This window comes from Streptosporangium sp. NPDC020072 (genome assembly GCF_040631445.1).
GTDB lineage: Bacteria > Actinomycetota > Actinomycetes > Streptosporangiales > Streptosporangiaceae > Streptosporangium.
On the sequence record NZ_JBEYAB010000015.1, the window covers coordinates 198,576 to 225,353 of the forward strand.

Sequence of the window (26,778 nt, forward strand, 5' to 3'; positions counted from 1 at the left end):
TGTTTCGTTCATGTCGTCGTCCTCACGGACTCGCCCGGTCGCCGTGCCCACGGGCTCCCCGGCCACCGGTGTCCGCCGCGAGGGTCCGTCGGTCCGTCGGTCACCGGGCCCTCGGGCCGCCCGGTCGCCGGTCAGGACGGGGTCACCCGGTCACCAGCACCGGGAAGGTGACCCGGTCGGTCCCTCCCGGCCCGTTCATGAGCACGGTGAACGCCCAGGCTCCGCCCATGGGCAGGGCCAGGCGTTCGGCCCGGTACCTGCCCGGCCCCTGGGCCACGGCGGGGACGGGTTCGAGGGCGTGGCCCATGTTCGTCATGACCGGCTCGACGGTGACGCTGCGCAGTGTCACCGGCCGTCCCCGCAGGTCGGCCACGTCGACCGTCACGGGGCCCGTCCCCGAGCGTTCGACCGTGAGCCGTACCCGGTAGTGCTCCGTCCCGTTGCGCAGCACCGTCGGCCCCGAGCCGCCCCGCGGCCACAGCAGCCACAGCGCGGCACCGGCCAGTACGGCGACGCAGACGGCCGCCCACGCCCCCCGGCGCCTCATGAGTCCCCTTCCTTCGCCGTGACGTCCAGCACGGCCGGTACGGTCACCAGCGCGTAGCCGCGCTCCACCTGCGCCCAGAGCCGGTAGCGGCCCGGTTCGGGGAAGGTGTGGGTGAAGCGCACCTCGGGCCCGAACATCGCGACGGTCTCGTCCGGACGGCTCGCTGCGCCCCTGGGCCTGAGGGCCATCGCGTGCACGTGCCCCCAGACCGGCGCGGTCTGCGCGGCGGCGCCGACCGGTGTGGAGTCCGGCAGCGGCCCGACGACGATGAGGTGTCCCACCATGCCGAGCCACGGCTGCAGGTCGGCGCGCTCACCGACCTTGACGGTGACCGTGGTGGCGGCCCCGGCCGACGGCGCCGTCACGGCCAGGTCGACCCTGACGCCGTCGATCTCCCTCGGGCCCGGGCCTCCGGGCTGCGGCGCCGCCGCGACGGGAGTGGCGCCCGGCCCGACGTCCAGCCCGGAGGCCGAGCGGACCAGTTGCACGCCGCCGCCCCGTCTGGCCAGTTCCGCCGAGATCGCGTAGTGCCCTGGCTCCGCCAGGGCGAGGCCGACCCGGTAGCGGCCCGGACCGGCCATGACCGGGTGCAGGTGCCACAACCGGCCGGACGGTGAGACGACCAGCAGGTGGACCAGCGCGTCGTCGTGGACGAGCAGGTCCTCGACCGGCCGTCCCGTCGAGCCGTCCGTCAGCAGCAGGTCGAGGTCCGCCAGGCGTCCCGAGGTCGTCTCCGAGGCGCGTACCAGCATGTTCACCGGTGGCCGTGAGTAGTCGGCGTTCACCGGCCTGGCCGCCGTGTAGGGCGAGACGACGTTGTCCACGGTCGCGTCCACCTGCTGGCCGGGCAGCGGCGGTTGCGGGGTGAGCGGGGACAGCGCGGCGCCGGTCACCCCGGTGGCCAGGGCCGCGACCATCCCGCAGGCCGGGACCAGTGGAAGCCACCAGCGCCGCGACCACACCGCCGTACCGAGCGCGAGGAGCAGCAGCCCGCCCGCCACCGAGAAGCCCGCGTAGGCGACCGTGTCGGGAGGCGAGCTGACCGGGGCGGGCACGACGAACGGGATCCGCCCGCTGTCACGGCCGTCGTCGACGGTCAGCTCCCACGGCCCGGGACGGTCGACCCGCAGGGTCGTGCCGTACACGCCGGGTGCGGCGCCCAGGACCAGCTCTCCCTGGCTGACGACGGTGCCCGCGGCGGGCAGGCCGTCGTCGGCGCCGCTGGCCCCGGTCGGGACCAGCCGCAGGGTGAGCCTCCCCCCGCCGACCCCCGGAGCGGTTCCCGAGGTGGCCCCCGCGTGGGTGAGGACCTCGACGCGCAGCGGGCCTGGCACCTCGTCCACCCGGCGCAGGATGACCGAGAGCTCACGGGTGCCCAGGGTCTGGGCGACGTGTACGTCCTGTCCCGTGGGCGCGCCGTCGGCCAGCGCGGGCCGTTGACCGACCGCCAGCACGGTCGCCAGCAGGACCACGAAGGCCGGTATGAACAGCACCCGGTGTCCGTAGGTTCTCATCGCGGCCGACGCTAACCGGGGCACCACGGGGATTTCGTCACCTGGGAGCGGGATCCGGGTCCCCCGTTTGAGGGACACGGCGGCCCCCACCTGCGAGAACGCGCCTCAGCCGATCACCGGACGGTACGGCCCGCGAAGGCCGTGCCCACGGGGGATACCGTGTTCTCCCCCATGGGGAGGGATCTTCCCTCCCGGAGGGAGAGCGGGCAGCATGCCGGGTGGGGACCGACGAGGAGCGAGGGCCATGGGACGTGACGCCAGCCGGTCGCTGGCCGGCCAGTCGTTGCTGGTCGCGGGTGTGTGCATGGTGGCGGACTCGGGCGTGTTCCTGCTCGGCAACCGGCCGAGCGGCGTGTGGCAGTACTGGCTGGCCCTCCTCGCCGTCCTGGTGATCGACGCGTTGCTGGCCACCCCTCCCCGTTTCTCCGGCGTCGTCGCGGTGGTCCACGGCCTCGCCGTCATGATGCCCGCGCTGCTGTTCCCCGGCGCCCTCTGGCACCCGGTCGAGGCCGGCCTCCTGGTCGCGGGCTACCGCGCGGGGGCGTGGCTGCGCTCGACGCAGGCGTTGACCGCGCTCGCGGCGCTGGCGGCGGGGGTCACGGGAAGCTATCTGCTGACCGTCGGCCACATCGCCGTCCGCCCGATGAGCCCGATCGTCCTGGGGATCGACCTCACCGCCAGGGTGCTGCTGCCCTGGATGGTCGGGCGTTACACGACCGAGCGGCGCGCCTACATCGCCGAGTTGGAACGCCAGGCCGAGCTGCGGCTCCACGACGAGCGGGCGGCGGTACAGCGAGCCGTCGCCGAGGAGCGCAGCGCCATCGCCAGGGACCTGCACGACGTGATCTCCCACCACGTCAGCGCGATCGGCATGCACGCGGGCGCGGCGCGGCTCGGGCTCGGCGCGCCGCCCGGCGACGGCTCGGCGGACCGGGCCTACAGGTCGCTGTCCGCCGTCGAGTCGAGCAGTCGCGCGGCCATGGCCGACCTGCGCATGCTTCTGGCGATCCTGCACGGCGACGAGACCGAGACCGGGCGGCGTCAGCCGGGTCTGAACAACCTCGACGAGCTGCTCGACGGCGTGCGGGCCGCGGGCCTGAAGGTCACGCTGACCACCCACGGCCCGCCCCGTGAGCTGCCCGGCTCACTCGACGTCGCGGTGTACCGCGTCGCGCAGGAGGCCCTCACCAACGCCCTGCGGCACGGCCGTGGCGAGAGCGTCGGCGTCGAGCTCGAATACCGGGAGACAGAGGCGGTCGTGACCGTGACCAACCAGCTGGGCGAGTGGCACGGCCCCTTCGAGGAACGGAGTTCGCCGCACCGGGGCCTGGCCGGGATCAGGCAGCGGGTCGCGCTGTTCGGCGGCCGGATCACCTACGGCGTGCAGCCCGACGGCAGACACTGGCAGGTCAGGGCCAGCTTCCCCCTGGAACGGCCACAACTCTGATTCGAAAAAGCCGACCCAGCGGCTTCCCCAGGCTCTATACGGAAATTTCTCCATATAACAAACCGTCCGCGAAAGTCCACGTCTCCGGGAGACAATCGCCGTCCGTGACACGTTCTCCGCACGGAACCTCCCAGCCCCCGAGACCTGGAGACGCCGTGACGCTGCGCGTGCTGCTCGCCGACGACCACGCGATGTTCCGTTCCGGTATGCGCGCCGTACTCGAAACCCAGCCGGACCTGCTCTGCGTCGCCGAGGTCGGAGACGGCCACGAGGCGGTCGCCGAGACCCTGCGGCTCCGCCCGGACGTGGCGATCCTGGACGTGCGGATGCCCAGGCTGGACGGCCTGGCCGCGACGGAGGCGATCCTGGCGGCGCCGGGGAACGTCACCAGGGTCCTGGTGCTGACCACCTACGACAACGACGACTACGTCTACCGCGCGTTACGGGCCGGGGCCAGCGGCTTCCTGCTGAAGAGCCTGCCTCCGGAGGAGATGGCGTCCGCGATCCGGGTGGCCGCCCGGGGGGACGCGCTGATCGACCCCTCGGTGACCCGGCGCCTGATCGCCCGGTTCACCACCAGCATCGAGCCGACGGCCGTGCCCGCCGACTTCGAACGGCTGACCTCCCGGGAGCGCGAGGTGCTGCTCCTGCTGGCCGACGCCCGCAGCAACGCCGAGATCGCCGCGGCCCTCCACGTCGGCGAGGAGACCGTCAAGACGCACGTCTCCCGCATCCTGTCCAAACTCAGCCTGCGCGACCGGGTCCACGCCGTCGTCTACGCCCACCTGAACGGCCTGGCCGGGACGCCGCCCCGGTGAAGGCCCTCAGGAGCCGAGCGGGTCGACAGGGGCGGCCGGGTCGGCCAGGCGCTCCAGGTCGCGGCGGATCAGCAGCTGGTTGGCCATCAGGACCGGGCCGTCGGGCTTGACGGTCAGCAGGGCGCGGTGGACCGTACGGTCACCCGAGCTGACGTCGTCGTGCGCGACCGTCTCGACCGAGTCGGACAGGGGCTTGCCCGCGACGACGGCGGTCGTGGTGAGGCGCTCCTTGAACACCTTGCCCACCTCGGCGGCCCTCGGCAGCACGCACACCACGTCGACCGCCTTGTCGGCCGTGGACGCGGGCCTGCGCAGGCCGACGCCGTACAGGACGACCCCGCCCGGCTGCGTGGGGGCCATGACGATGGCGGAGACGACGTCGCCCAGGCAGTCGGCGACGGCGGCGTGGTCGGGGTTCTCGGCCAGGGAGGAGCCGGTGCCGAGCGCCGCCGCGACGGGCCCGGCCGCGGCGCCCGCGACCAGCGCGGAGTCCGTGACCACCACCTGGTTGAGCTGGTTGATCAGCCCGAGCCCGGCCTGTGGGCCCTTCATGTCGATCATGTTGTCCTCGGCGAGGGACAACCCCTCCTGGCCGCCGATCTCCCGGGGCTTGGCCCCCATGGAGGTCAGTTTGGCGCTGATGCCCGAGGCGTCGAGAGCGCCCTCGACACGGATCGCGGTCTTCGGCGGGACTCCGATGTTGACGGCCTGGTTCGCGGCGAACACGTTGAGACCGGTCGCCTCGGCGAGCCTGTCCCCGCTCACCGCGAGGTCGCCGAAGCCCGAGCCGACGGCGGCCCTCCAGCGCTTGTCCTGGCCCGGCCCCTTGTCGGTGACCACGCCGAGCTTGCGCCAGTGCGCCATGTCGCCGTATTCGAGGTAGGTCGCGGCGGGGCCGGAGGCGTCGAGACGCGCCATCGCCTGGCGCAGGCCCTGTCCCTCCTCCGAGCCGCCGGTGCCGCATCCGGCAAGCACCAGTCCCGCAACCGCCAGAGTCCATCCGAGAGCACGCATGCCCAGGACCTTAGCCATCCACACCGCACCGCACGTCACCCAAAAGGGTGAAATGATCACCCCATTCCCCCCGAAACGGGACAAAGGTCACTCAGCGAGAAGTCCGCACACCCGCTCGATCCCCAGCCCGCTGATCAGCAGCCGTTCCTTGGCGTTGCCGAGCAGCGCCGCGGTCCAGGTGGTCGACCCGCCGTCCCCGAGGTTGAGGGTCTCACCCCGTGGCGTGACGACGTCGATCCCGAACGAGACGCCGGTGTAGTAACCGCGCCCCGTCACGCGCTCGTCGTCGAAGACGAAGGTGACGTCCGGGTGCGCCGGCGCCAACCGGTCGAGGACCCGTTCGCGCAGCGCCGTACGGTGCCGTCCTCCGGTCAGGTCGGTGAGGCCGACGCGCACCGCCGGGATGGCGTGGCCGAGTTCGCGGGCTCCGTCCAGGATGTCCAGGTGAACGCCGACGTGCTCGACGAGAGTCTCCGTCTCGAAGCCGAAGGAACCCTCGTCCCGGCCCGCCGTACACAGCCCGAGCAGCGCGAAGTGCTGCATCATGCCCGGCCCGAACGGCTGCGCGCGCAGGACGCGCTGTGCCGCGCCGAGCCGTACCCTCGACCGGGAGCGGGGCTCGTCCCGGAGCAGGCCCCGGCGGCGGACGGCGCATTCCAGGGCCAGGACGTTGGTCACGTCCGAGACGACCTCGGTGTTGCGGATCGTCGTCAGCACCTTGTCCTGGCTCACGGTCGCCACCGCCGAGGCGGTGCCCAGCGGGCAGACCGGCGCCGTCGCGAGACCGGTGAACCCGTGCCCGGTGAGACGTTCGTGGGCCAGCAGGGTCAGGCGCGCCAGGTCGCCCGCGTCGGCCGGTGAGAGGGCGGTGAACCGGTCACGTTCGTACCGCCGGAGCAGATGGGCGGGCGTGACGTCGGCCGCACGGCGCCGGTGGACGGCCATCAGCAGCGTCTGAAGATCCGCGGGGGACAGCCGCTCGGCCAGCGCCTCAAGCATCTCCGGCGCCGCCCCCTCACGGAGAATCCGCCCAAGCCAGGGGTCGTTCATCGGAACATCGTGGCGTACGGCCCACTCCCGCCGCACCGGGTTATCCGCCGCCGAACCCCGGAAAGGCCACCGGGTCGTCCGGCGCAAGGCCCCGGAGAGCCGGTCGGTCTCAGGCGCCCCGGGAGGCCCTGCGCTCCGGGCCCTCCTTCTCCAGGTGCTGGAGGACGTGCCTGAGCGACTCCCCCAGCTCGGTCAGGCGCCTCTCGCCGAGGCCGGAGAGCACGAACTGCTCCTCCCGGTTGAACTCGGGGAACAGGGTGGTCATCAGCTTCCTGCCCTCGGGGGTGAGGGAGAAGACGGTACGCCTGCGGTCGGTCGCCGGGATCTCCCGCAGGATCAGCCCGCGTGCCTCAAGCGTCTGCGCCACCCCGGTCAGCGTGCCCTTGGTGATGCCCGCCTCCTCGGCGACGTGCCGGTTCTCGATCGACTCCCAGATCCACACGACCCACAGCACCACGAAGGCGGTCCAGGTGAGCTCGGCCTCCTTCAGCACGGTCTGCTCGAAGTGGTTCCTGATGGACGAGGCGACCCGGTAGAGGTTCGAGATCGCGGTCATGGCGCGAAAGTCCAGCTCCAGCCCCTGGAGTTTTCCCGAGACGGCCTCCTCGGTCTGCCGCAGGGTGTGCGCGCCACTCACAGACAAGCTCCTCGGGGGTTCGGCCATATCGACCCCGGGCGGCGGAATCGTCCGGACTCTCCTGATCCTAGATGATTTCCGACAAATGCCTGTTCTGGGACGCTAGACGCGGACCACATTCACGCCCGCGTCGGTGAACCGGGCGGCCTCCTCGTCCGGCAGGCCCTCGTCGGTGATCAGGGTGCCGATCGCGTCGATCGAGCAGATCCGCGCGAAGGCCCGCCCGCCGATCTTGGAGGCGTCGGCGACCGCGACGACCTGGGAGGCCCTGCCGATCAGCAGGTTGTTGACGCTCGCCTCGCCCTCGTGGTGGGCGAAGGCGCCCGCGACCGGGTCGAGCGCGTCCACGCCGAGGAAGGCGATGTCGAGCGCGACCTGTTCGAGCACCCCCGAGGCCAGCGGGCCGATCAGCTCGTAGGACTGCGGCCTCGCCACCCCGCCGGTCACCACGATCTTCACGTGCTGCCTGACCGTCAGCTCGGCGGCGATGTTCAGCGCGTTGGTGACCACGGTGAAGCCGAGGTCGGGGTCGGCCCTGATCGCCAGGGCGCGGGCCACCTCCGAGGTGGTCGTGCCGCCGTTCATGCCGACGATCGCGCCCGGTGTGACCAGTTCGGCCGCGGCGTCCGCGATCCGCTGTTTCTCGTCGGCGTGACGGGCGGTCTTGTAGCGCAGCGGCAGGTCGTAGCTCACGCTCTGGGAGACGGCGCCACCACGGGTGCGCATGAGCATCTGCTGCTGGGCGAGCTGGTCGAAGTCGCGGCGGATCGTCGCCGTCGAGACGGTCAGCGCCTCCGCGGCCTCCTCGACGGACAACCGCCCCTCCTGCGAGAGCAGTTCGAGGATCGCGTTCCAGCGCTCATATCGGCTCACAGCAGTCAGCCTTGCACACGGGGCGATCAAAACCCACCTCTGCACAAAGTTGCTCATTTCTGGTATAAATCAATCACAAACGAAGCTTCTTGGGGAGGCGCGCCGTGACCACGCACACCGAATCCGAGATCGTGTCCCAGCCCGACTGCTGGCGCAGAGCCGTCGCCGAGACCCCGAGGGACGCGCTGCCCCGCCCCGGGGAGCGGGTGGCCGTCATCGGCTGCGGCACCTCGTGGTTCGTCGCCCAGTCCTACGCGGTGCTCCGCGAGCGGGCCGGACAGGGCGAGACCGACGCCTTCGCCGCCTCCGAGTTCCCCGTGGGACGTCCGTACGACCGGGTGCTCGCACTGACCAGGTCGGGCACGACGACCGAGGTCCTCGACGCGCTGGCGGTCCTGCGCGAGCGGGGCGTCAGGACGAGCGCCGTCACCGCCTCCCCCGGCACCCCCGTCGTGACCGCCGCCGACGAGATCGTGATGCTCGACTTCGCCGACGAGCGGTCGGTCGTGCAGACCCGCTTCGCCACGACGCAGCTCGCCCTGCTCCGCGCCCACCTCGGCGAGGACCTGAGCGGCGCGATCGCCGACGCCGAACGGGCGCTCGCCGTCCCGCTCCCCGAGATCACCCTGTCCGCCGAGCAGTTCACCTTCCTCGGCCGGGACTGGTCGTACGGCCTGGCGCTTGAGGCCGCCCTGAAGATGCGCGAGGCGTGCCGGGCGTGGACCGAGTCCTATCCCGCGATGGAGTACCGCCACGGCCCGATCAGCATCGCGGGCCCGAACCGCGTCACCTGGGTCCTCGGAGAGGGCGCGAAGGGACTGCGCGCCGAGGTCGAGGCCACGGGTGGAGCGTTCCTGAACAGCCTCCTCGACCCGATGGCCGAGTTGGTCCTGGTTCAGCGGGTGGCCGTGGCCAGGGCGCTGGCCCAGGGACTCAACCCGGACGAACCACTCAACTTGACCCGTTCTGTCATCCTCCCCTCCTGAACATTGACCGGTGGGAGAAACGGGAAGAACTGACGCCATGAGCATCACACTCTCCGACGCCCGTGTCGTGACCCCCGAAGGTGTCCACGAGGGCTGGCTCACCATCGAGGACGGCCGCATCACCCATGTGGGCCGGGGCGCCGCCCCCGGCCCCGGGCTCAGCCTCGGGGGCCGCCACGTGGTTCCGGGCTTCGTCGACATCCACTCCCACGGCGGCGCCGGAGGATCCTTCCCCAGCGGCGACCAGGAGGAGGCCCGCCGGGTCGCCGCCCTGCACGCCGCGCACGGGACGACCACGATCGTCGCCAGCCTGGTCACCGCGACCACGAACGAGCTGACCAGGGCCGCTTCCGCCCTGGCCGACCTGTGCGAGGACGGCCTGCTGGCCGGCGTCCACCTTGAGGGCCCCTACATCTCCAAGGCCCGCTGCGGCGCGCACAACCCCGCCCTCCTGCGGGAGCCCTCCGTCCGGGAGTTCACCGAGCTGCTCAAGGCGGGCCGCGGCCACATACGGATGCTCACCCTCGCCGCCGAGTTGCCCGGGGCTCTGGACACCATCAGGGAGGCCGTCGCCAACGACGTGATCGCCGCCCTCGGGCACAGCGACGCCGACTACGAGCAGACCCTGCTGGGCATCGAGGCGGGCGGCAGCGTGGCCACCCACCTCTACAACGCGATGCCGCCCCTGCACCACCGCGACCCCGGCCCGATCGCCGCGCTGCTTGAGGACGAGCGGGTCACCATCGAGCTGGTCAACGACGGTGTGCACGTGCACCCGGCGATGATGCGCCTGGCCTACGACGTCGCCGGTCCCGGCAGGACCGTGCTCATCACCGACGCCATGGCCGCCGCGGGCATGGGCGACGGCGTGTACGGTCTCGGCCCGATGCGGGTCGAGGTCGTCGACGGCGTCGCCAGGCTGGCCGGCGGTGGCTCCATCGCGGGCAGCACGCTCACCATGGACGTGGCCTTCCGCCGCGCCGTACAGCAGGTCGGCCTGTCGCTGCCCGAGGCGGTCGAGATCACCTCGCTCACCCCCGCCAAGGTGCTCGGCCTGGCCGACGACCTCGGCTCCATCTCCGTCGGCAAGCGGGCCGACCTGGTGGTGCTCACCGACGACCTGGAGGTCTCCGGCGTCATGCGGCACGGAAACTGGACGACGGCTCCCCGATGACCTCCCCGCCCGCCCGTGGTCCGGTCCTGACCGTCACGCTGAACCTCGCACTCGACGTCACCTACGTGACCGGGGACGTCGACTGGGACGGCGTCAACCGCGTCGGGGCCGTGCACCGCAGGGCGGGCGGCAAGGGCGTCAACGTGGCCAGGGTGCTCGCCGCCCTCGGCTGCGAGGTGCTCGTCACCGGTCTCGCGGGTGGCCCGAACGGCGAGGCGGCCCTGGCCGACCTCACCGCCGCGGGCCTGCCCACCGCCCTCACCCCGATCTCCGGCCCCTCCCGCGCGACCCTGGCCGTCCACGACCACGGCCGTGCCCCGGGACGCACCGCGCTGTTCAACGAACCGGGTCCGCTCGTCACCGAGGACGAGATCGGGCGTTTCCTGAGCGACTACGAGGCCCGGCTCAGGGGTGCCGCCGCGGTCGTGATCTCCGGCAGCCTGCCCTCCGGGGTCTCCCCGCGCCTGTACGCCGAACTCGCCGCCCGCGCCCGGGCCCACGGCGTCCCGACGGTCGTGGACGCCGACGGCGAGCCGCTCAGGCACGCCCCCGGCGGGCGGCCCGAGATCGTCAAGCCCAACGCCGAGGAACTCGCCCGGGCCCTGGCCCTGTCCGGCCCCCAGGAGGCTCACAGCCCCGGCACCGGCCCCGGCGCCGCCGTGCGGGGGGCCCAGGTCCTCAGGCGTTCCGGGGCCAGGGCGGTCGTGGTCTCCCTCGGGGCCGACGGCCTGCTCGCGGTGACCCCCGAGGGGGCGTGGCGGGCGGCGATGCCGTACCGGGTCGAGGGGAACCCGACCGGCGCGGGTGACGCGCTGGTCGCGGGGCTGACGCTCGGCCTGGTCGAGGGCACCCCCTGGCCGGAACGGCTGCGCCGGGCGGCGGCGCTCGGCGCGGCGGCGGTCGCGGCCCCGGTCGCGGGTGACTTCGACGCCGACGTCCTGCGGGAGGTCCACCCGGGTGTCCGGGTGGAAGCGGAACCTGTGTAACGGAGGCCAATCATGTCCCTCGTCGGAATCGGCGACATCGTCGGGAACGCTCCAAAGGGCGTCGGCGCGTTCAACGTCATCCAGCTCGAACACGCGGAGGCGATCGTCGCCGGGGCCGAGGCCGCAGGCACACCCGTCGTGCTGCAGATCAGCGAGAACTGCGTCCGCTACCACGGCGCGCTCGCCCCGATCGCGGCGGCGTCCCTGGCGGTCGCCAGGGCGGCGGCCGTGCCCGTCGCCGTCCACCTCGACCACGCCACCGACCGCGCGCTGGTCGAGGAGGCCGCGGAGCTGGGGATCGGCTCGGTGATGTTCGACGCCTCCGCGCTGCCCGACGAGGAGAACGTGGCGCTCACCGCCGAGGTCGCCGCCCACTGCCACGCCCGTGGCCTGTGGGTGGAGGCCGAGCTCGGCGAGGTGGGGGGCAAGGACGGGGTGCACGCGCCCGGGGCGCGGACCAGGCCGCACGAGGCCGTGGACTACGTGGCCAGGACCGGGGTGGACGCGCTGGCCGTGGCCGTCGGCAGCTCGCACGCCATGACGACCAGGGACGCCGTGCTCGACCTTGAGCTGATCTCCGCGCTGCGCGCCGCCGTACCCGTCCCGCTGGTGCTGCACGGCTCCTCGGGCGTGCCGGACGAGACCCTCCGCGCCGCCGTACGGCACGGCATGAAGAAGATCAACATCGCCACCCACCTCAACAAGACCTTCACCGGGGCGATCCGCGACCACCTGGCCGCCGACGAGCGGGTCGTCGACTCCCGCGTCTACCTCGCCGCCGCCCGTACGGCCGTCGCCACCGAGGTCACCCGCCTCCTGAAGGTCCTGGCCTGACCCCTACGACACCCCTCGACGCCCCTACGGCCAGTTCCAGCGGATGCCGATCAGGCCGGGGCGCAGCGAGTCGGCCACCAGGTGGACCGCGTGGTGGGCGTTGAGGGTCAGTTCACCGTGGTCGTGCTCCTCCGCGGCGTGGTCGTGCCGGGAGAAGCGGCGGATGCCCGCGGGCAGCGCCGAGGCGGCGAAGCTCACTCTGAGCGTGTACTGCCCGGCGGGGAAGCGGAACCCCCGTTCGTACTCGGTCGTCTCCACCCCGCTCGGGTCGGCCAGCTCGTAGCGGATCACCTGGGTCTCCCCGACCCGCAACCTGCGGTCGAACAGCAGCTCGGCCGCCACGAGCGCGGTCGGGCCGTCCCGCCTGACCCTGCCGACCCGGCAGTCCTCAAGCGCCCTGATCCGCACGCGTTCGACGTCGCACCCCAGGTCGCCCCGGTAGACGATGATGTGGCGGTCGGTCGCCTCCTGCGCCCGCATCACCTGGAGCGTCTCACGGCGCACGACGCTGCGGTCCGGGCCGATCTGCAGCGTCTCGTACATCCCGCTGATGTGCAGCCGCCTGTCGTCGGCGGAGCCGTCGAGGTCCTGCAGCAGGGCCGAGAGCGCTCGTGAGGGCTCAAGGATCGTGGCGTAGGGAACGGCGGCGGAGATCGGGACGGACGTGCCCCCGCCGTTCTGCCCCCGGCCCCGGGGCCGGGGCGGCCCGAGCAGGCCCATCAGCGAGCGCGGCGGGAGGATGAGGATCTCCTCAAGCGCCCGTACGGCCCGCAGCGACTCGGGCCGCTCGGGGCGGCGCAGTCCCTGCTGCCAGTAGCTCAGGCTCGTCATCCCGACCCGCAGCCCGCGCTCCTCAAGGCGGTGGCGGAGCCGGTCAAGGGTCAGCCCCCTCGCTTCGACCGCGGCGCGGAGCGCGACGTGGAACGGGCCTTCCCGAAGAGCGACCCGCAGCTCACGATCATCCGACACATGGGAATGTTCACAGATTTTTCGGCTTACGTCACTTTTGCCGACGCAGACAGTGTCAATTTCGTGACCAGCCGCCGGTCTGCGTCGACGCCCATGACAGTGTCCCCCAGCGCCAATCCCTGGCACCCAGCGCACATCCGGCACGTCTCCCGTGCCGTCCGACGACACCCGACCTGGGGCCTTCCCGGTCGGTGATGGACCTGTTCCGGAGCGGCACCGGGCCACGGCGCACGGGCGGGAAAACACGCGTGCCCGGAGCGAATCGCTCCGGGCACGGCAGAAACGGCGGTGTCAGGAACCCTGGGGGGCGACGACGACCTCGACCCGCTGGAACTCCTTCAGGTCGGAGTATCCGGCGGTGGCCATCGTCCGCTTGAGCGCGCCCATGAGGTTCATCGAACCGTCGGCGACCGAGGAGGGACCGTGCAGGATCTGCTCCAGCGTGCCGACCGTGCCGAACTGCACCCGCTTGCCCCGGGGCAGCTCGGGGTGCTGGGCCTCGGAGCCCCAGTGGAACCCGCGGCCCGGGGCCTCCGTGGCCCTGGCGAGAGGAGAGCCGACCATGACCGCGTCAGAACCGCAGGCGATCGCCTTGGCGATGTCACCCGAGGTGCCCATGCCGCCGTCGGCGATGACGTGGACGTACCGGCCGCCCGACTCGTCCATGTAGTCGCGCCGGGCCGCGGCCACGTCGGAGATCGCGGTGGCCATCGGCACCGCGACGCCGAGCACCGTGCGCGTGGTGTGCGAGGCGCCGCCGCCGAAGCCGACCAGGACGCCGGCCGCGCCGGTCCGCATGAGGTGCAGCGCCGCGGTGTAGGTGGCGCAGCCGCCGACGATCACCGGAACGTCCAGCTCGTAGATGAACTGCTTGAGGTTGAGCGGCTCGGCCCGCCCGGAGACGTGCTCGGCGGAGACCGTGGTGCCGCGGATCACGAAGATGTCCACACCCGCGTCGATGACGGCCTTGTGGTACTGGACCGTGCGCTGCGGGGACAACCGCACCGCCGTGGTCACCCCGGCCGCGCGGATCTCCTCGATGCGACGGCCGATCAGCTCTTCCCTGATCGGCGCGTTGTAGATCTCCTGGAGCCGCCTGGTCGCGGCCTCCCCCTCAAGCTCGGCCACCTCGGCCAGCAGCGACGTCGGGTCGTCGTAGCGGGTCCACAACCCCTCAAGGTCGAGTACGGCCAGCCCGCCGAGCCTGCCCACCTCGATCGCCGTCGCCGGGGAGACCACGCTGTCCATCGGGCTCACCACGACGGGCAGCTCGAACCGGTAGGCGTCGATCTGCCAGGCGATCGAGACCTCCTCGGGGTCACGGGTGCGGCGGGAGGGAACGATGCCGATCTCGTCGAGCGCGTAGGCACGGCGGCCGTTCTTGCCGCGGCCGATCTCCACCTGAGTCATATGCCTGTCTTTCCATGTCATGCCTGTACGGCGGGCCGTACCGTGCCGTCACGGCCCGGCCCGTCGCGAGAACCGGGTCGGGACTCTATCGGCGGTGGTAGTTCGGAGCCTCGACGGTCATCTGGATGTCGTGCGGGTGGCTCTCCTTGAGCCCGGCCGCGGTGATCGGCATGAGCTCGCACCTGCTGTGCATGTCCTCGATCGTGCGGCACCCGGAGTACCACATGCCCTGGCGCAGACCGCCGACGAGCTGGTGGGCGACCGCGGCGACCGGCCCGCGGTAGGGGACCTGGCCCTCGATGCCCTCGGGGATGAACCTGTCCTCGCTGCCGACGTCGGCCTGGGCGTAGCGGTCCTTGCTGAAGGAGGTCCCGCCGCGCTCGCGGTTGCGGACCGCGCCCAGCGAGCCCATCCCCCGGTAGGACTTGAACTGCTTGCCGTTGATGAAGATCAGCTCACCCGGCGACTCCTCGCAGCCCGCCAGGAGCGAGCCGAGCATGACCGTGTCCGCCCCTGCCGCGATGGCCTTGGCGATGTCACCGGAGTACTGCAGGCCGCCGTCGCCGATCACCGGGATTCCGGCGGGACCGGCCGCGAGCGAGGCCTGGTGGATGGCCGTGACCTGCGGCGCGCCGACACCCGCGACCACCCGGGTGGTGCAGATGGAGCCGGGCCCGACGCCGACCTTGACCGCGTCGGCCCCCGCGTCGACCAGCATCTGGGCACCCGCGCGGGTGGCGATGTTGCCGCCGACGACCTGGACGCCGCTGTTGGCCTTGAGCTTGGAGATCATGTCGGCCAGGCCCTTGGAGTGGCCGTGCGCGACGTCGACCACGACCACGTCGACCCCGGCCTCGATCAGGGCCGCCGCCCGCTTCTCGGCGTCCTCGCCCACGCCGATCGCGGCTCCGACGACGAGCCTGCCGTCGGCGTCCTTCGTGGACAGGGGGTACTGCTCGCTCTTGGTGAAGTCCTTGACGGTGATGAGCCCGCGCAGCCGTCCGCCCGCGTCGACCAGCGGCAGCTTCTCGATCTTGTTCTTGCGCAGCAGCGCGAAGGCGTCGTCCCTGGAGACCCCGACCGGCGCGGTGACCAGCGGCATCGAGGTCATGACGTCGCGCACGGGGCGGCCGTGGTCGGTCTCGAAGCGCATGTCGCGGTTGGTGACGATGCCGACCAGCACGCCGTTCTCGTCCGTCACCGGGACACCGGAGATGCGGTAGGTCGCGCACAGGCGCTCGACGTCGGCGAGCGTGTCCTCGGGCGAGCAGGTGACCGGGTTGGTGACCATCCCGGCCTCGGAGCGCTTGACGAGATCGACCTGCTGGGCCTGCTCCTCGATGGAGAGGTTGCGGTGCAGGATGCCGATGCCGCCCTGACGCGCCATCGCCACCGCCATCCGCGCCTCGGTGACCGTGTCCATCGCGGCGGAGACGAGCGGGATGCGCAGGGTGATGCCCCGCGACAGGCGGGTGGTGGTCTCCGCCTCACCCGGCTGTAGATCCGAATAGGCGGGAACCAGGAGCACGTCGTCGAACGTGAGCCCGGTCTCGGTGAACCTTGCCATCTGCGACCCTCCTGCCACGGCGCTCTCAAGTGGAGTGGGGAAGGCGCCGGCCCCCGGGTCACAGTTTAGAGTCTGGCGCCAAACCCGGAGGACACCGGGGAAGGTGGGGAACCGGACGGCCGGTGAGCGTCCGGTTCCCCTCCCTGAAGGACGGGAGCCGGGCGGCCGACGGACCGCCCGGTCCCGGCCGGGGTTTGGGGAACCGAGCGGTCGGTGACCCGCCCGGCTCCCCGGTCACCGGCGGGAGGCGCGGGGACACCGCACGCCGCCGGACCCCCCTCCGCGTCCGAACGGCCACTACGCCCACGCCCCTCGCCGACGCTGGGTAAAGTCTGCGTTACCTTCCGTTCACACGCAATGTACGGACGTGCAGTTGCACGAAGCTGCACCCGACCGCCCAGGAAGGACCGGGTTCCCCGATCGGCGACGGCTCGGGACGAGTCGTCCACGAGACCGGAAGAGGCCCAGAAGACGCAACGCCCGGACACCGGTGATTTCGGGACGTTATTCTCGCGGAACGCCGTGCCATCTCTGGAGCCTCTCGCCGATGCGTACCGACACACCGCCGCTTGAGAGTCTGGGCTTCACCTCGGCCCAGATCTCTCTCTACAACGCGGTGCTACGCCTGCACCGCGCAACCTGCGCCGAACTCGCCGACGCCCTGGACGGCTCGCCTGAGCGGCTGAGCCGCGAGCTGGCCACCCTGGTGAAGCTGGGCGTGGTCCACGAGCAGGGCGGCGAGTACCTCGCCCGTCACCCCGCGACGGCCCTGGGCCACCTGCTCGCCGACCGGCTCGACCGGCTCGCCGCGGAGAGCCGCAGGATCGACACCGTCGTCGGGTCGATCCGCGACCTCATCCACGAGTACGACGCGGGCCGCGACTACCAGGCGGGCCGGTTCTCCGTCGACCTGGTCGGCGGAGCGGACGAACTGTACGAGAGCGTGATCGGCATGGCCGTACAGGCGCCGCCGCTCGAACTGCTCTCGGTCATCCCCGACCGGCGCACGATGAACGACTTCGCGCACCGCTACGCCGACCAGTGGATCGGGGCGCAGCGCGCGGGCCTGCTGTCCACCAGGAACATCATCCCGGTCCAGACCCTGGAGATCCCCGCGCTGCGGGAGAAGCTGAGCCAGTTCCAGCAGGCCGGGGCCCGCGTCCGCACCCTGGACACGGTGCCGAGCTGGTTCCTGATCGCCGGGACGGACGCCGCGGGTGTGCCCGCCCGGTGGGGCGGCACACTGGCGGAGAGCGCCTACAACTTCCACCTGGTCAGAACCCCCGTCGTGGTGGACGCGCTGCGTTCCCTCTTCGACGAGCTGTGGGCCCGCGCGGCGCCGCTGCCCTGGCCGCGCCGGGGCGACGGGATGATCCAGGTGCTGCGGCTCGCCGCCCAGGGCGTCTCCGACGAGATGATCGCCAGGCAGCTCGGGGTCTCGGTGCGCACGGTGCGGGCCCGCTTCGCCGACGCCATGGCCGAGCTCGGCGCCCAGTCCCGCTTCCAGGCGGGCGCGGAGGCCGCCCGGCGCGGCTGGCTGACGTGAAGGCCTCTTTGCGCGCCTGCGCGTCGCTCCGCGTGCCCGTGGGCCGCCGGTTGGACCTGCCGCACATCAAGGTCATATCAAGGCCATAAGGTGGGATCGTGCTCGACGACGTCCCCCGCGACCCGTTCGCGGACGACCCCGACGACCCGGCGGCGGCACTGGGTGAGACGGACTCCCCCCAGTCGCTGACCTCCGCCGAACGCGACGAGGCCATGACGGACCTCGCCGACGTCGAGGTCTTCCGGTCTCTCCTTGAGCCCCAGGGGGTGCTCGGGCTGGTGCTCGACTGCCCCGAGTGCGGGGAACAGCACTACTTCGACTGGGAGCTGCTGCGCGGCAACCTGCGGCAGATGATCGACAACGGCAGGCCGCAGGTTCACGAACCCGCCTACCAGCCCGACCCCACGAACTATGTGACCTGGGAGTACGCCAGGGGTTACGTCGACGGGGTGACCGACACCGAGGGGCACCGCTGATCGACGTCGTCGATCAGCGCGGCCAGTAGACCGACGGCGACGTCCGAGGACGAGGCGGGCTCACGCCGGGAGAGCCCGTCGAGAAGGCGGTCGGTCTCGGTGACGCCCCGATCCTCCTCAGGGCCGTATCTCCGGACGGGACGCCTGGGGTGGACCGCCGTCATGGGCTCACCCGCCAACGGGTCTCACCGGACCGGCGAGACCCACTCCACGCTTCCCGGCGGCGCCGGCGGATCCGGCCCGGCTGGTCCGCGGTCAAGCCGTCGACTCCAGCTCCGCCATCGCGCGCAACCGCGCGAGCGCCCGGTGCTGCGCGACCCGGACCGCGCCTGGTGACATGCCGAGCACGTTACCCGTCTCCTCGGCCGACAACCCCGAGACCACGCGGAGCATGAGCAGTTCACGCTGGTTGTCCGGGAGCCTGGAGAGCAGCCTGCGGGCGTGCTCGGCCTCGATGTAGCGCACCACGGTCTCCTCGGGCCCCGGCCCCTCGTCAGGACCGTCGGGAAGGTCCTGGGTGGGTACGGCGGAGCGCACCGAACTGCGCAGCGCGTCGGCCACCTTGTGGGAGGCGATGCCGAAGACGAAGGACGCGAAGGGTCTGCCCATGTCGCGATAACGCGGCAGGGCGGACAGAACCGCGATGCACACCTCCTGCGCCACGTCGTCCGCGATGTGGTACTGACCGGAAACCCGCCCGAGGCGAGCACGGCAATATCGGACGACCATTGGCCGTAACTGCGCGATCAGAGATTCGATCGCGGTGCGATCTCCCTGAACGGCGAGGCTCGTCAGATCCTTGAGATCGTCCCTGTGGGGGACCCCTTCAGATCTCGTCGCAAGCCTTACCCCACTTTTGGCGTCGGCGACGCATCCCTCGGTCACGTTAGGCATGATGCCCGCCCCGATCGAGCCTGTCGTCATGGCGAACGGCTACGGATTGGTCACATTGAGAGGGCGATAACGGGGCGTAATCAATCGACCACAGTAAGGCTTTGTGCCTGAAGGAATATTTCATTGGACCGCCGATTATGTCGGCCATTGGTCACATGAAAGTTTACTCCTTACGCGCATCCTCGCATGACGCTTTGCGGCACGTTTCGGTTTACCGGAAAACGAAACGGCCCGCATCCGGTGAGAGATGCGGGCCGTACGGCGAAAGCGGATCAGTGGCCGTGGCCGTGACCGTGGCCGTGCCCGGCGGCGGCCGGAGCCTCCTCCTCGGGCTTGTCCACCACGAGGGCCTCGGTCGTCAGCAGCATGCCGGCGATGGAGGCGGCGTTCTGGACGGCCGAGCGGGTGACCTTGACCGGGTCGATGACGCCCTGGGAGATCAGGTCGCCGTACTCGCCGGTGGCGGCGTTGAGGCCCTGACCGACGGGGAGCTCGGAGACCTTGGTCGTCACGACGTAGCCCTCAAGGCCGGCGTTCTCCGCGATCCAGCGGGCGGGCTCGATGAGCGCCTTGCGGACCACGGCGACACCGGTCGCCTCGTCACCGGACAGACCCAGGTCGTCGAGGACCTTGGAGACGTGGATGAGCGCGGAGCCACCGCCGGAGACGATGCCCTCCTCGATCGCGGCGCGCGTCGCGGAGATGGCGTCCTCAAGGCGGTGCTTCTTCTCCTTGAGCTCGACCTCGGTGGCCGCGCCGACCTTCAGCACGCAGACACCGCCGGAGAGCTTGGCCAGACGCTCCTGGAGCTTCTCACGGTCCCAGTCGGAGTCGGACTGCTCGATGGCGAGCTTGATCTCCTTGACGCGGTCGGCGATGGCCTGCGCGTCGCCCGCGCCGTCCACGACCGTGGTGCTGTCCTTGGTGATCACGACACGGCGGGCCGTGCCGAGGACCTCCAGGCCGACGTGCTCCAGCTTGAGGCCGACCTCCTCGCTGACGACCTCGCCACCGGTGAGGATGGCGATGTCCTGCAGCATGGCCTTGCGGCGGTCACCGAAGCCGGGGGCCTTGACCGCGACCGAGGTGAAGGTGCCGCGGATCTTGTTGGTGACCAGGACGGCCAGGGCCTCGCCCTCGACGTCTTCGGCGATGACGAGCAGCGCCTTCTTGGTCTGCGCGACCTTCTCCAGCAGCGGCAGGAAGTCCGCGACCGAAGCGATCTTGTTCTGGTTGATCAGGATGTAGGGGTCTTCGAGAACCGCCTCCATCCGCTCCTGGTCGGTCACCATGTAGGGCGAAAGGTAACCCTTGTCGAACTGGAGACCCTCGGTGAACTCCAGTTCGAGGCCCATGGTGTTGGACTCTTCGACGGTGATGACGCCGTCCTTGCCGACCTTGTCGAACGCCTCGGCGATCAGCTCACCGATCTTGGCGTCCTGCGCGGAGATCGTCGCCACGTGGGCGATCTCCTTCTTGTCCTCGACCGGCCTGGCCGAGTCGATCAGCTTGTCGCTGACGGCCTTGGCGGCCAGGTCGATGCCGCGCTTGAGGGACAGCGGCTGGGCGCCGGCCGCGACGTTGCGCAGGCCCTCGCGGACCATCGCCTGGGCGAGGACGGTCGCGGTGGTCGTGCCGTCACCGGCGACGTCGTTGGTCTTGGTCGCGACCTCCTTGGCGAGCTGGGCGCCGAGGTTCTCGTACGGCTTCTCCAGCTCGACCTCACGCGCGATGGTGACACCGTCGTTGGTGATGGTCGGCGCGCCGAACTTCTTGTCGATGACGACATTGCGGCCACGGGGGCCGAGGGTCACCTTGACCGCGTCGGCGAGGGCGTTGACACCACGCTCAAGAGCGCGGCGCGCGTCCTCCTCGAAGGACAGGATCTTGGGCATTGTGGTCCTCTCTGAAAGCACGTCGGCGCATCAAAGCCCCGGGCGCTCGCGCGACCCGGGGCTCGATACGTCATCTCTGCGAAGTGTCGGTTACTTCTCGATGATGGCGAGCACGTCACGGGCGGAGAGCACGAGGTACTCCTCGCCGCCGTACTTCACCTCGGTGCCGCCGTACTTGCTGTAGAGGACGACGTCGCCCTCCTTGACGTCGAGCGGAATGCGCTTGTCGCCGTCCTCGTCCCAGTTGCCAGGGCCGACAGCGAGGACCTTGCCCTCCTGCGGCTTCTCCTTGGCGGTGTCCGGGATGACGAGACCGGAAGCAGTGGTCTGCTCGGCCTCAAGCGGCTGGACCACGATGCGGTCGCCGAGCGGCTTAACGGGAACCTTGGTGGCGGTCGTCACGTCGGACCTCCCCTTCAGATTTGAATGATCTAGAAGAGGCGACCAGCGGTCTGCCGTCGCGGGTGTCAGACCTGCCTCGTCGCGTATGTTTGGCACTCTCACCGGGAGAGTGCCAATACGGAACAGTATGCAAGGAGGCCTTGACAGTCAACACGAACCGCCTCCGCACTGGGTACGCGAACCTCAAACCCTGCGCCGCCCCGCCGCGGGCAGGCCTCTGACCCGCGCGATCTCGGCCTCGTACAGCTCCCGCGAACCGCGCAGGAAACCCAGCACGAAACGGATCTCCTCATCGGAGTAACCCGAGATCAGCCGCCTCCCCCGTTCGACGACGGGACCGTACAGCTCCTCGACCTTCGCGAGGGTCTCGGGGGTGGCGCGCACGACCACCTTCCTGCGGTCCCCGGGATCGGGGGAGCGCGTCAGGTATCCGGCCCGTTCGAGGCGGTCGAGCATCGCGGTGACGCTGCCCGTGGTGAGCCCCAGGCCCGTCCCGAGGACGCTGGGTGTGACGTTCCCCTCAACCCCCTCGCGCACCAGGATCTCCAGGCAGCGCAGGTCGGTCCTGTTCACCCCGAGGTGGATCGCGACCGCCTCGTCGAAGGCGTCGACGGCCGTCTGACCCGCCTGGACCTCCCGCCCCAGCTCCGCCCTGAGAGCGCCGTCCCCATGCGCGGGACCATTTTCCCTTGACATTCAAGCCTCTCGACCATCAAGCTAAATATGCCTCGAACATCAAGATACATGGCGTTCGAGGAGAACACCCCTGTCCAGACCCGTCCTCCAAGGGAGACCCGTGTCCCCTCTCCACGTGATCGTCATCGGTGCGGGCACCGGCGGAATGTGCCTGGCCCACGGCCTGCGGCGCGCCGGGATCTCGGTCGCGGTCTACGAACGCGACCGCACCCGCGCCGACGGCGTGCACGGCTACCGCGTCGGCATCGACCCGACGGGCAACCAGGCGCTCCGCGAGTGCCTGCCCCCCGAGTTGTTCGACACCTACACCGCCACCTGCGCCAGGACGCCCGCCCACTTCAACGTGCTGACCGAACGGCGCAGGACGGTCGCCTCCTTCCGGCTGCCGGAGAGCACCGACCCGGTCCACAGCGAACGCTCGGTCTCCCGGATGACCCTGCGCCAGGTGCTGCTCACCGGGATGGACGACGTCGTGCGCTTCGGCAAGACCTTCACCCACTACGAGCACGGCGCCGACGGCACCGTGACCGCCTTCTTCGACGACGGCACCTCGGCCACCGGCGACCTGCTCGTCGCCGCCGACGGCACCGGCTCCAGGGTCCGCAGGCAGTACCTCCCGCACGCGAAGGTCAGGGACACCGGGGTGATCGCGGTCTCCGCCAAGGTCGCGGTGACCCCGGAGACCAGGGCGCTGCTGCCCGAGGAGGTCTTCAACGGGATCTCCGCCACCTTCGCCCCGAAGGGCCAGTTCTGCATCTGGCACGTCATGGAGTTCAAGTGGGACCGCGACGGCGAGGTCAAGCACGGCGTCGGCGGCAACGACGCGGAGCTGATCGCGCGCTGGCCCGGCCTGCTGTACGACAACACCCGCGACTACATCAACTGGGGCTTCTCCGCCTCGGCCCGCAGGTTCCCGCCCGGGGTGATGGACCTGCGCGGCGAGGATCTCAAACGGGTGGTCCTGGACATGACGCCCAACTGGCATCCGGACCTGCGCGCGCTGTTCCGGGCCGCCGACCCGGGCAGCTGCTTCCCCATCGCCATCCGCACCTCCGAGCCGGTGGACCCATGGGAGACCACCAACGTCACCCTGCTCGGCGACGCCGTGCACACCATGACCCCCGGGCGGGGCGTCGGCGCCAACACCGCCCTGCGCGACGCGATGCTCCTGACCAGGTGGCTCATCACCGTCCGTGACGGCACCCCGCTGCTGGACGCCGTCGCCGCCTACGAGGCGGAGATGATCCCGTACGGCTTCGCCCGCGTCGCCGACTCCCTCGCCCAGAACGGCACCAACGGCGACGACCTGCTGCACAGGCCGGTCGTCGGCCGGGCGGTCCTGGCGGCCAACCGGACGTTCTTCCGCGCGGTCGGCCGGATCCCGGCGCTGCGCAGGAGGTTCGTCGACGCCCTCGTGGCCTACCGCGCCGCGGACGCCTGAGGACCTTCACCCCGATTCCCGCGCTTCGGGGCGACACCGGGACGCTCATCGGGGAACATACGACTTCGGGAACATACGAGCGAGCACCGGGGGGAACGCGACCCGATGGCTACGAACGGTGACGGGAAAGACGCTACGGTGAGCGATGTGACCAGCACGCTGAGCGAGGAGACGAGCGCAACGCGCGAGGTCGGCGAGCTTCTCGCCAACTGGCCCTATCCGCCGCCCGGCGGATGGACGGCCGACGACCTCGACCGGCTTCCCCAGGAGGGCCCCCACGGCGAGCCGGACTTCTTCAAGCACGTCGAACTCGTCGATGGAGCCCTCATCTTCATGTCCCCCCAGAAGCGTTTCCACGAGCACGTCCTGTACGGCCTGCGGACCTGCCTCAACGTTCAGGCACCCAGGCACCTGAAGGCCGTGACCCAGATGGACGTCGTGCTCGGCCCCCGGCAGCGGCCGTGCCCGGATGTCCTGATCATCGACAGTGAGGTGGCGAAGGACAGGTCCCGAACGGCCTACACCCCCGAGGAGGTGCACCTCGTCATCGAGGTCGTCTCCCCGGAGTCCGAGCTGCGTGACCGTGACGTGAAGCCGAAACGCTACGCCGCCGCGGGCATCCCGCACTTCTGGCTGGTGGAGAACAACGCCGACGAGCCCGTGGTCTACGTCTACGAACTCGACCCGGTGAATCAGGGCTACGCCATCACCGGCATCCACCATGGACGCCTCAAGCTCGCCGACCCCTTCCCCATCGACGTCGATCTTGGCGAACTACCCGACTGACCGCCCTGCTGGGCTGAGGAGAGGCTCCATCCGTCCGAGGCGGTAGCGTCGGGCGGTGTGGAGCTTGACTCGTTCCTGGAGCTGTTGACACCCCGAGGCCAGGAGGCCCTGGCCGCCGCCGGAGCCGCGGGAGACGACCCGGTCGCGGCGGTCACCCGGCTCAGGAAGACCTACGACGCCGACCTGACCTCCGCGGCGCTCACCCAGGCGGGGCTCAGACGCCGCGCCGTGGAGAAGTTCGGCGCCGACGCCGGGGTGATGTACTTCACGCCGAACGGCCTTGAGCAGTCGACCCGCCGCGAGGTGGCCGACCACCGCGCCCGGCGCGTCCCCCCGGGCTCCCGGGTCGCCGACGTCTGCTGCGGCATCGGCGGGGACACCCTGGCCCTGGCCAGGGCCGGATGCGTGGTCGAGGCGGTCGACGCCGACCCGCTCACCGCCGCGGTCGCCCAGGCCAACGCCGACGCGCTGGGGTTCGGCGACCGGGTCACGGTCCGGGCGGCCGACGCCGCCACGGTCGACCCGTCCGGCTTCGACGTCCTGTTCGCCGACCCCGCCCGCCGTACGGCCCGGGGCAGGACCTTCGATCCGATGGCCTACTCACCACCGTGGCCCCAGGTGCTGGAGATGGCGCGCCAGGCGAGGGCCGCGTGCCTGAAGGTCGCCCCGGGGATCGACTACGCGTTCATCCCGCCGGGGGCGGAGGCCGAGTGGGTCTCCCACCGGGGCGAGGTCAAGGAGGCCGCGATCTGGTGCGGCGCCCTGGCAGGCGAGGTCGAGCGCAGGGCCACGATGCTGCCGTCCGGCGCGACGCTGACCCCCGACCCCAAGCTCGGTACGGCCGGGCACGGCCCGGTCGGGCGCTACGTCCACGAGCCCGACGGGGCGGCGATCAGGGCCCACCTCGTGGCGGAGGTCGCCGACGCGGTCGGCGGGCACCTGCTCGACCCGCGCATCGCCTACATCACGGGGAACGGGACGGAGCGGACGCCGTGGGCGGCGCGGTACGAGGTCCACGAGACTCTGCCGTTCTCACTCAAACGGCTGAGGGCGGCGCTGCGTGAGCGCGGAGTGGGAAACGTGACGATCAAAAAGAGGGGCTCCGCGGTCGACGTCGATCGCCTCAGAAAGGACCTTCGCCTGACCGGGGGCGAATCCGCGGTCGTTATTCTCACCAGGATCGAGGAAAGGCCTTTCGCCCTGATATGCACCCCTTCCTGAACTGGCAAAACGGTACATCAAGCAATTAACCGGCGATCTGTCTTTTTTAAATTTGACACGGAGGACACATGTCTCAGGGGCTAGGGTTACTCACGCATGGATTTCCGAGGAAAACTCGGCCTACATTCCTCGGTAAATTAAAAACAAAGTCCTTAAAGAAACATTAAAACCCGCCGCGTGGCCGACCGTCGGTGGGGAAAGGGGTTTTCCGTGGATCGTTCCGGCCACACCCTGTTCCACGCGGACGAGCAGAGCCCGATCTTCGACCGGATGCGCGAACTGCTGGCGCACGCCGCCCAGGACCCCGTGCGCGAGCAGCTCCCGCAGGGGCCCGCGTACGAGCAGCGCCCGCAGAGCTCCGTCTACGAGCAGCTCCCCCCCGCGCCCATTTACGACCAGTGCCCCCAGCCGCCCGTGTACGAGAAGCTCTCCCCCGCACCCGTGTACGACCAGCGCCCCCAGGGCACCGGGCTCGACGAGATCCGTCAGCGCCTCGACGGCGTGGAGTGGCTGCTGCGGGAGGCCAGGGATCGGGAGAGCGGGCTGAACGGCACGCTCGAATCCGTGACCGGCCGCCTCGACAAGGCCCTGACCCGCCCGCCCGCCTGGGTCCAGGGGCTCGCCCAGCACGTCGAGGCGGTCCGCGACCACGTGGACTCGGTCGGCGCACGGGTCGGCTTCCTGACCCGGGAGGTCAAGTCGGTCGGCGCACAGATCGTCCCCCTGGACGGGCTGCCGCGCCTGTGGGCCGATCTCAGCGCCGTGAGCGAGAAGACCGACGAGGCGCTCACCCGGCTCCGGGTGCTCACCGGCAAGACCCAGGACAACGGCGAGACCACCGAGCGGCTCGGCCGTCTCCAGACGGGCATGGACGCGGCCGCGGGCCGGTTCACCCGGCTGGACAAGGGGCTGGGTGAGCTGGTCCGGCGTACGGGGTCCCTTGAGAAGGGCCTGCCCGAGCTGTCGGCGGGCTTCCAGGGGGTCGTCGCCGAGGCGACCCGCCGTCTGTCGGACGCCGTCGAGCAGGTGAGCGGCAAGATCGACATGATCATGGTCAGGCTCGACGGCCTGACCGAGGACGTCGGAGACTGCCTGAGCGACCTGGACAGGCGGCTGGCCGCGCTTGAGCGGCGGATGACGGAGACGAACGAGCGGCTCGGTGAGATCGCCGCCCGTCACGAGGCGCGGTTCGACGCCCTCGACGAGCGTCTGGACGACGTCGAGGGGCGGACCCTCAACAGGATCGAGGCCGTCGACGCCCGGCTGCGGACGCTCGACGGCCACACCGGGCGGCCGGAGGACGTGCAGGCGCACGTCACCGGGGCCGGGAAGCGGCTGAAGGGCCTGCTGCAGACCCGGGAGCAGCGGCGCCTCGACCCGTTCGAGGAGCGCGTCGCCCAGGCCCGCGCGGCTCTCGCCCCCCTGGGCGACACGCTGCGCGCCCAGCCGGGCCGCGAGCGGCTCACCGAGGCGCTGACCCGGGCCGTCGAGCCCGCCGGCGCAGGCCCGGCCGACAGGCTCGGCGCGCTTGAGGAGACCGTGCTGGTCCTCGCCGAGGCCCTGCTGTGCCGGCCCCACGGCAACGGGGACTGACG

Annotated in this window: 26 protein-coding genes; 12 read left to right on the forward strand and 14 right to left on the reverse strand. The window is 71.0% G+C overall.

Features of this window, described 5'->3' with window-relative positions:
• Positions 1-142 precede the first annotated feature (142 nt).
• Positions 143-547, reverse strand: a complete 405-nt coding sequence (locus tag ABZ470_RS32600; RefSeq protein WP_352015535.1) for a FixH family protein — start codon at positions 545-547, stop codon at positions 143-145.
• Positions 544-2,061: a hypothetical protein gene (locus ABZ470_RS32605; protein ID WP_362916280.1), complete on the reverse strand. Its 1,518-nt coding sequence runs from the start codon at positions 2,059-2,061 to the stop codon at positions 544-546. The genes ABZ470_RS32600 and ABZ470_RS32605 overlap by 4 nt, the downstream gene beginning before the upstream one ends.
• Positions 2,062-2,305: 244 nt before the next feature.
• Here ABZ470_RS32605 and ABZ470_RS32610 point away from each other — a divergent pair, with 244 nt between their 5' ends.
• A complete protein-coding gene (locus ABZ470_RS32610) occupies positions 2,306-3,508 on the forward strand; it encodes a histidine kinase (RefSeq protein WP_362916282.1) in 1,203 nt (400 codons plus the stop codon).
• Between the two features lie 155 nt (positions 3,509-3,663).
• Complete coding sequence (locus tag ABZ470_RS32615) at positions 3,664-4,326, forward strand: response regulator transcription factor (protein ID WP_352015538.1); 663 nt, start codon at positions 3,664-3,666, stop codon at positions 4,324-4,326.
• Between the two features lie 6 nt (positions 4,327-4,332).
• On the opposite strand, the gene ABZ470_RS32620 is transcribed toward ABZ470_RS32615, so the two are convergent.
• The 4 genes from ABZ470_RS32620 to ABZ470_RS32635 form a co-directional block, all read right to left on the reverse strand.
• Entirely contained in the window at positions 4,333-5,340 is a 1,008-nt protein-coding gene (locus ABZ470_RS32620; RefSeq protein WP_362916284.1) for a hypothetical protein, read from the reverse strand.
• 87 nt (positions 5,341-5,427) lie between these two features.
• Positions 5,428-6,390 carry a hypothetical protein gene (locus tag ABZ470_RS32625; protein ID WP_362916286.1) on the reverse strand — a complete coding sequence of 321 codons (963 nt, stop codon included), beginning with the start codon at positions 6,388-6,390 and terminating at the stop codon, positions 5,428-5,430.
• A gap of 109 nt (positions 6,391-6,499) precedes the next feature.
• Positions 6,500-7,027, reverse strand: coding sequence for a MarR family winged helix-turn-helix transcriptional regulator (locus tag ABZ470_RS32630; RefSeq protein ID WP_352015541.1), 528 nt, complete (start codon positions 7,025-7,027; stop codon positions 6,500-6,502).
• A gap of 102 nt (positions 7,028-7,129) precedes the next feature.
• A complete protein-coding gene (locus ABZ470_RS32635; protein WP_352015542.1) occupies positions 7,130-7,900 on the reverse strand; it encodes a DeoR/GlpR family DNA-binding transcription regulator in 771 nt (256 codons plus the stop codon).
• A 104-nt stretch (positions 7,901-8,004) separates the two neighbouring features.
• On the opposite strand from ABZ470_RS32635, the gene ABZ470_RS32640 reads away from it, so the two are divergent.
• From ABZ470_RS32640 to ABZ470_RS32655, 4 genes are read left to right on the forward strand one after another with little or no spacing between them, the layout of a single operon-like run.
• Positions 8,005-8,886: an SIS domain-containing protein gene (locus tag ABZ470_RS32640; protein WP_362916288.1), complete on the forward strand. Its 882-nt coding sequence runs from the start codon at positions 8,005-8,007 to the stop codon at positions 8,884-8,886.
• 37 nt (positions 8,887-8,923) lie between these two features.
• Positions 8,924-10,060 (forward strand): N-acetylglucosamine-6-phosphate deacetylase, encoded by a 1,137-nt coding sequence (gene nagA, locus ABZ470_RS32645; RefSeq protein ID WP_352015544.1) that lies wholly within the window; start codon positions 8,924-8,926, stop codon positions 10,058-10,060.
• Positions 10,057-11,046 (forward strand): 1-phosphofructokinase family hexose kinase, encoded by a 990-nt coding sequence (locus tag ABZ470_RS32650; protein WP_362916291.1) that lies wholly within the window; start codon positions 10,057-10,059, stop codon positions 11,044-11,046. The genes nagA and ABZ470_RS32650 overlap by 4 nt, the downstream gene beginning before the upstream one ends.
• 12 nt (positions 11,047-11,058) lie before the next feature.
• On the forward strand, positions 11,059-11,880 hold the full coding sequence (locus tag ABZ470_RS32655; RefSeq protein WP_362916293.1) for a class II fructose-bisphosphate aldolase: 822 nt from the start codon (positions 11,059-11,061) through the stop codon (positions 11,878-11,880).
• A gap of 24 nt (positions 11,881-11,904) precedes the next feature.
• Here ABZ470_RS32655 and ABZ470_RS32660 read toward each other — a convergent pair whose 3' ends face one another.
• The 3 genes from ABZ470_RS32660 to guaB all read right to left on the reverse strand — a co-directional run bounded on the left by ABZ470_RS32660 (position 11,905) and on the right by guaB (position 15,826).
• On the reverse strand, positions 11,905-12,849 hold the full coding sequence (locus ABZ470_RS32660; RefSeq protein WP_352015547.1) for a hypothetical protein: 945 nt from the start codon (positions 12,847-12,849) through the stop codon (positions 11,905-11,907).
• Positions 12,850-13,140: 291 nt separating this feature from the next.
• Entirely contained in the window at positions 13,141-14,259 is a 1,119-nt protein-coding gene (locus ABZ470_RS32665; RefSeq protein ID WP_352015548.1) for a GuaB3 family IMP dehydrogenase-related protein, read from the reverse strand.
• A gap of 85 nt (positions 14,260-14,344) precedes the next feature.
• On the reverse strand, positions 14,345-15,826 hold the full coding sequence (guaB, locus tag ABZ470_RS32670; RefSeq protein WP_352015549.1) for an IMP dehydrogenase: 1,482 nt from the start codon (positions 15,824-15,826) through the stop codon (positions 14,345-14,347).
• A gap of 547 nt (positions 15,827-16,373) precedes the next feature.
• Here guaB and ABZ470_RS32675 point away from each other — a divergent pair.
• Positions 16,374-17,372, forward strand: coding sequence for a helix-turn-helix transcriptional regulator (locus ABZ470_RS32675; protein ID WP_352015550.1), 999 nt, complete (start codon positions 16,374-16,376; stop codon positions 17,370-17,372).
• 98 nt (positions 17,373-17,470) lie between these two features.
• Positions 17,471-17,848 carry a DUF5319 family protein gene (locus ABZ470_RS32680; protein ID WP_352015551.1) on the forward strand — a complete coding sequence of 126 codons (378 nt, stop codon included), beginning with the start codon at positions 17,471-17,473 and terminating at the stop codon, positions 17,846-17,848.
• On the opposite strand, the gene ABZ470_RS32685 is transcribed toward ABZ470_RS32680, so the two are convergent.
• From ABZ470_RS32685 to ABZ470_RS32705, 5 genes are all read right to left on the reverse strand, one after another.
• Positions 17,809-18,012 (reverse strand): hypothetical protein, encoded by a 204-nt coding sequence (locus ABZ470_RS32685; RefSeq protein WP_362773147.1) that lies wholly within the window; start codon positions 18,010-18,012, stop codon positions 17,809-17,811. The two genes, ABZ470_RS32680 and ABZ470_RS32685, sit on opposite strands and share 40 nt — an antisense overlap.
• Positions 18,013-18,103: 91 nt before the next feature.
• Positions 18,104-18,742 carry a sigma-70 family RNA polymerase sigma factor gene (locus ABZ470_RS32690; protein ID WP_352015615.1) on the reverse strand — a complete coding sequence of 213 codons (639 nt, stop codon included), beginning with the start codon at positions 18,740-18,742 and terminating at the stop codon, positions 18,104-18,106.
• 272 nt (positions 18,743-19,014) lie between these two features.
• Positions 19,015-20,637, reverse strand: coding sequence for a chaperonin GroEL (groL, locus tag ABZ470_RS32695; RefSeq protein WP_352015553.1), 1,623 nt, complete (start codon positions 20,635-20,637; stop codon positions 19,015-19,017).
• A 90-nt stretch (positions 20,638-20,727) separates the two neighbouring features.
• Positions 20,728-21,039 carry a co-chaperone GroES gene (groES, locus tag ABZ470_RS32700; RefSeq protein ID WP_184712660.1) on the reverse strand — a complete coding sequence of 104 codons (312 nt, stop codon included), beginning with the start codon at positions 21,037-21,039 and terminating at the stop codon, positions 20,728-20,730.
• 183 nt (positions 21,040-21,222) lie between these two features.
• Positions 21,223-21,735, reverse strand: coding sequence for a MarR family transcriptional regulator (locus ABZ470_RS32705; RefSeq protein ID WP_362916296.1), 513 nt, complete (start codon positions 21,733-21,735; stop codon positions 21,223-21,225).
• A gap of 100 nt (positions 21,736-21,835) precedes the next feature.
• Between ABZ470_RS32705 and ABZ470_RS32710 the strand changes: the two genes are divergently transcribed.
• The 4 genes from ABZ470_RS32710 (at position 21,836) to ABZ470_RS32725 (ending at position 26,776) form a co-directional block, all read left to right on the forward strand.
• Entirely contained in the window at positions 21,836-23,176 is a 1,341-nt protein-coding gene (locus ABZ470_RS32710) for an NAD(P)/FAD-dependent oxidoreductase (protein WP_362916298.1), read from the forward strand.
• 147 nt (positions 23,177-23,323) lie between these two features.
• The gene (locus ABZ470_RS32715; RefSeq protein ID WP_362916300.1) at positions 23,324-23,962 is read left to right on the forward strand and encodes a Uma2 family endonuclease; all 639 of its coding nucleotides are present in this window, start codon (positions 23,324-23,326) and stop codon (positions 23,960-23,962) included.
• A 57-nt stretch (positions 23,963-24,019) separates the two neighbouring features.
• A complete protein-coding gene (locus ABZ470_RS32720) occupies positions 24,020-25,183 on the forward strand; it encodes a class I SAM-dependent methyltransferase (protein ID WP_362773157.1) in 1,164 nt (387 codons plus the stop codon).
• Between the two features lie 210 nt (positions 25,184-25,393).
• Entirely contained in the window at positions 25,394-26,776 is a 1,383-nt protein-coding gene (locus tag ABZ470_RS32725) for a hypothetical protein (RefSeq protein ID WP_362916302.1), read from the forward strand.
• The last annotated feature ends 2 nt before the right edge of the window (positions 26,777-26,778 follow it).

Coding starts and splice junctions, on each gene's coding strand:
- ABZ470_RS32600 (WP_352015535.1), bottom strand. CDS start 547: ATGAGGCGCCGGGGGGCGTGGGCGGCCGTCTGCGTCGCCGTACTGGCC.
- ABZ470_RS32605 (WP_362916280.1), bottom strand. CDS start 2,061: ATGAGAACCTACGGACACCGGGTGCTGTTCATACCGGCCTTCGTGGTC.
- ABZ470_RS32610 (WP_362916282.1), top strand. CDS start 2,306: ATGGGACGTGACGCCAGCCGGTCGCTGGCCGGCCAGTCGTTGCTGGTC.
- ABZ470_RS32620 (WP_362916284.1), bottom strand. CDS start 5,340: ATGCGTGCTCTCGGATGGACTCTGGCGGTTGCGGGACTGGTGCTTGCC.
- ABZ470_RS32625 (WP_362916286.1), bottom strand. CDS start 6,390: ATGAACGACCCCTGGCTTGGGCGGATTCTCCGTGAGGGGGCGGCGCCG.
- nagA (WP_352015544.1), top strand. CDS start 8,924: ATGAGCATCACACTCTCCGACGCCCGTGTCGTGACCCCCGAAGGTGTC.
- ABZ470_RS32650 (WP_362916291.1), top strand. CDS start 10,057: ATGACCTCCCCGCCCGCCCGTGGTCCGGTCCTGACCGTCACGCTGAAC.
- ABZ470_RS32655 (WP_362916293.1), top strand. CDS start 11,059: ATGTCCCTCGTCGGAATCGGCGACATCGTCGGGAACGCTCCAAAGGGC.
- ABZ470_RS32665 (WP_352015548.1), bottom strand. CDS start 14,259: ATGACTCAGGTGGAGATCGGCCGCGGCAAGAACGGCCGCCGTGCCTAC.
- guaB (WP_352015549.1), bottom strand. CDS start 15,826: ATGGCAAGGTTCACCGAGACCGGGCTCACGTTCGACGACGTGCTCCTG.
- ABZ470_RS32675 (WP_352015550.1), top strand. CDS start 16,374: ATGCGTACCGACACACCGCCGCTTGAGAGTCTGGGCTTCACCTCGGCC.
- ABZ470_RS32685 (WP_362773147.1), bottom strand. CDS start 18,012: ATGACGGCGGTCCACCCCAGGCGTCCCGTCCGGAGATACGGCCCTGAG.
- ABZ470_RS32690 (WP_352015615.1), bottom strand. CDS start 18,742: ATGCCTAACGTGACCGAGGGATGCGTCGCCGACGCCAAAAGTGGGGTA.
- groL (WP_352015553.1), bottom strand. CDS start 20,637: ATGCCCAAGATCCTGTCCTTCGAGGAGGACGCGCGCCGCGCTCTTGAG.
- ABZ470_RS32705 (WP_362916296.1), bottom strand. CDS start 21,735: ATGTCAAGGGAAAATGGTCCCGCGCATGGGGACGGCGCTCTCAGGGCG.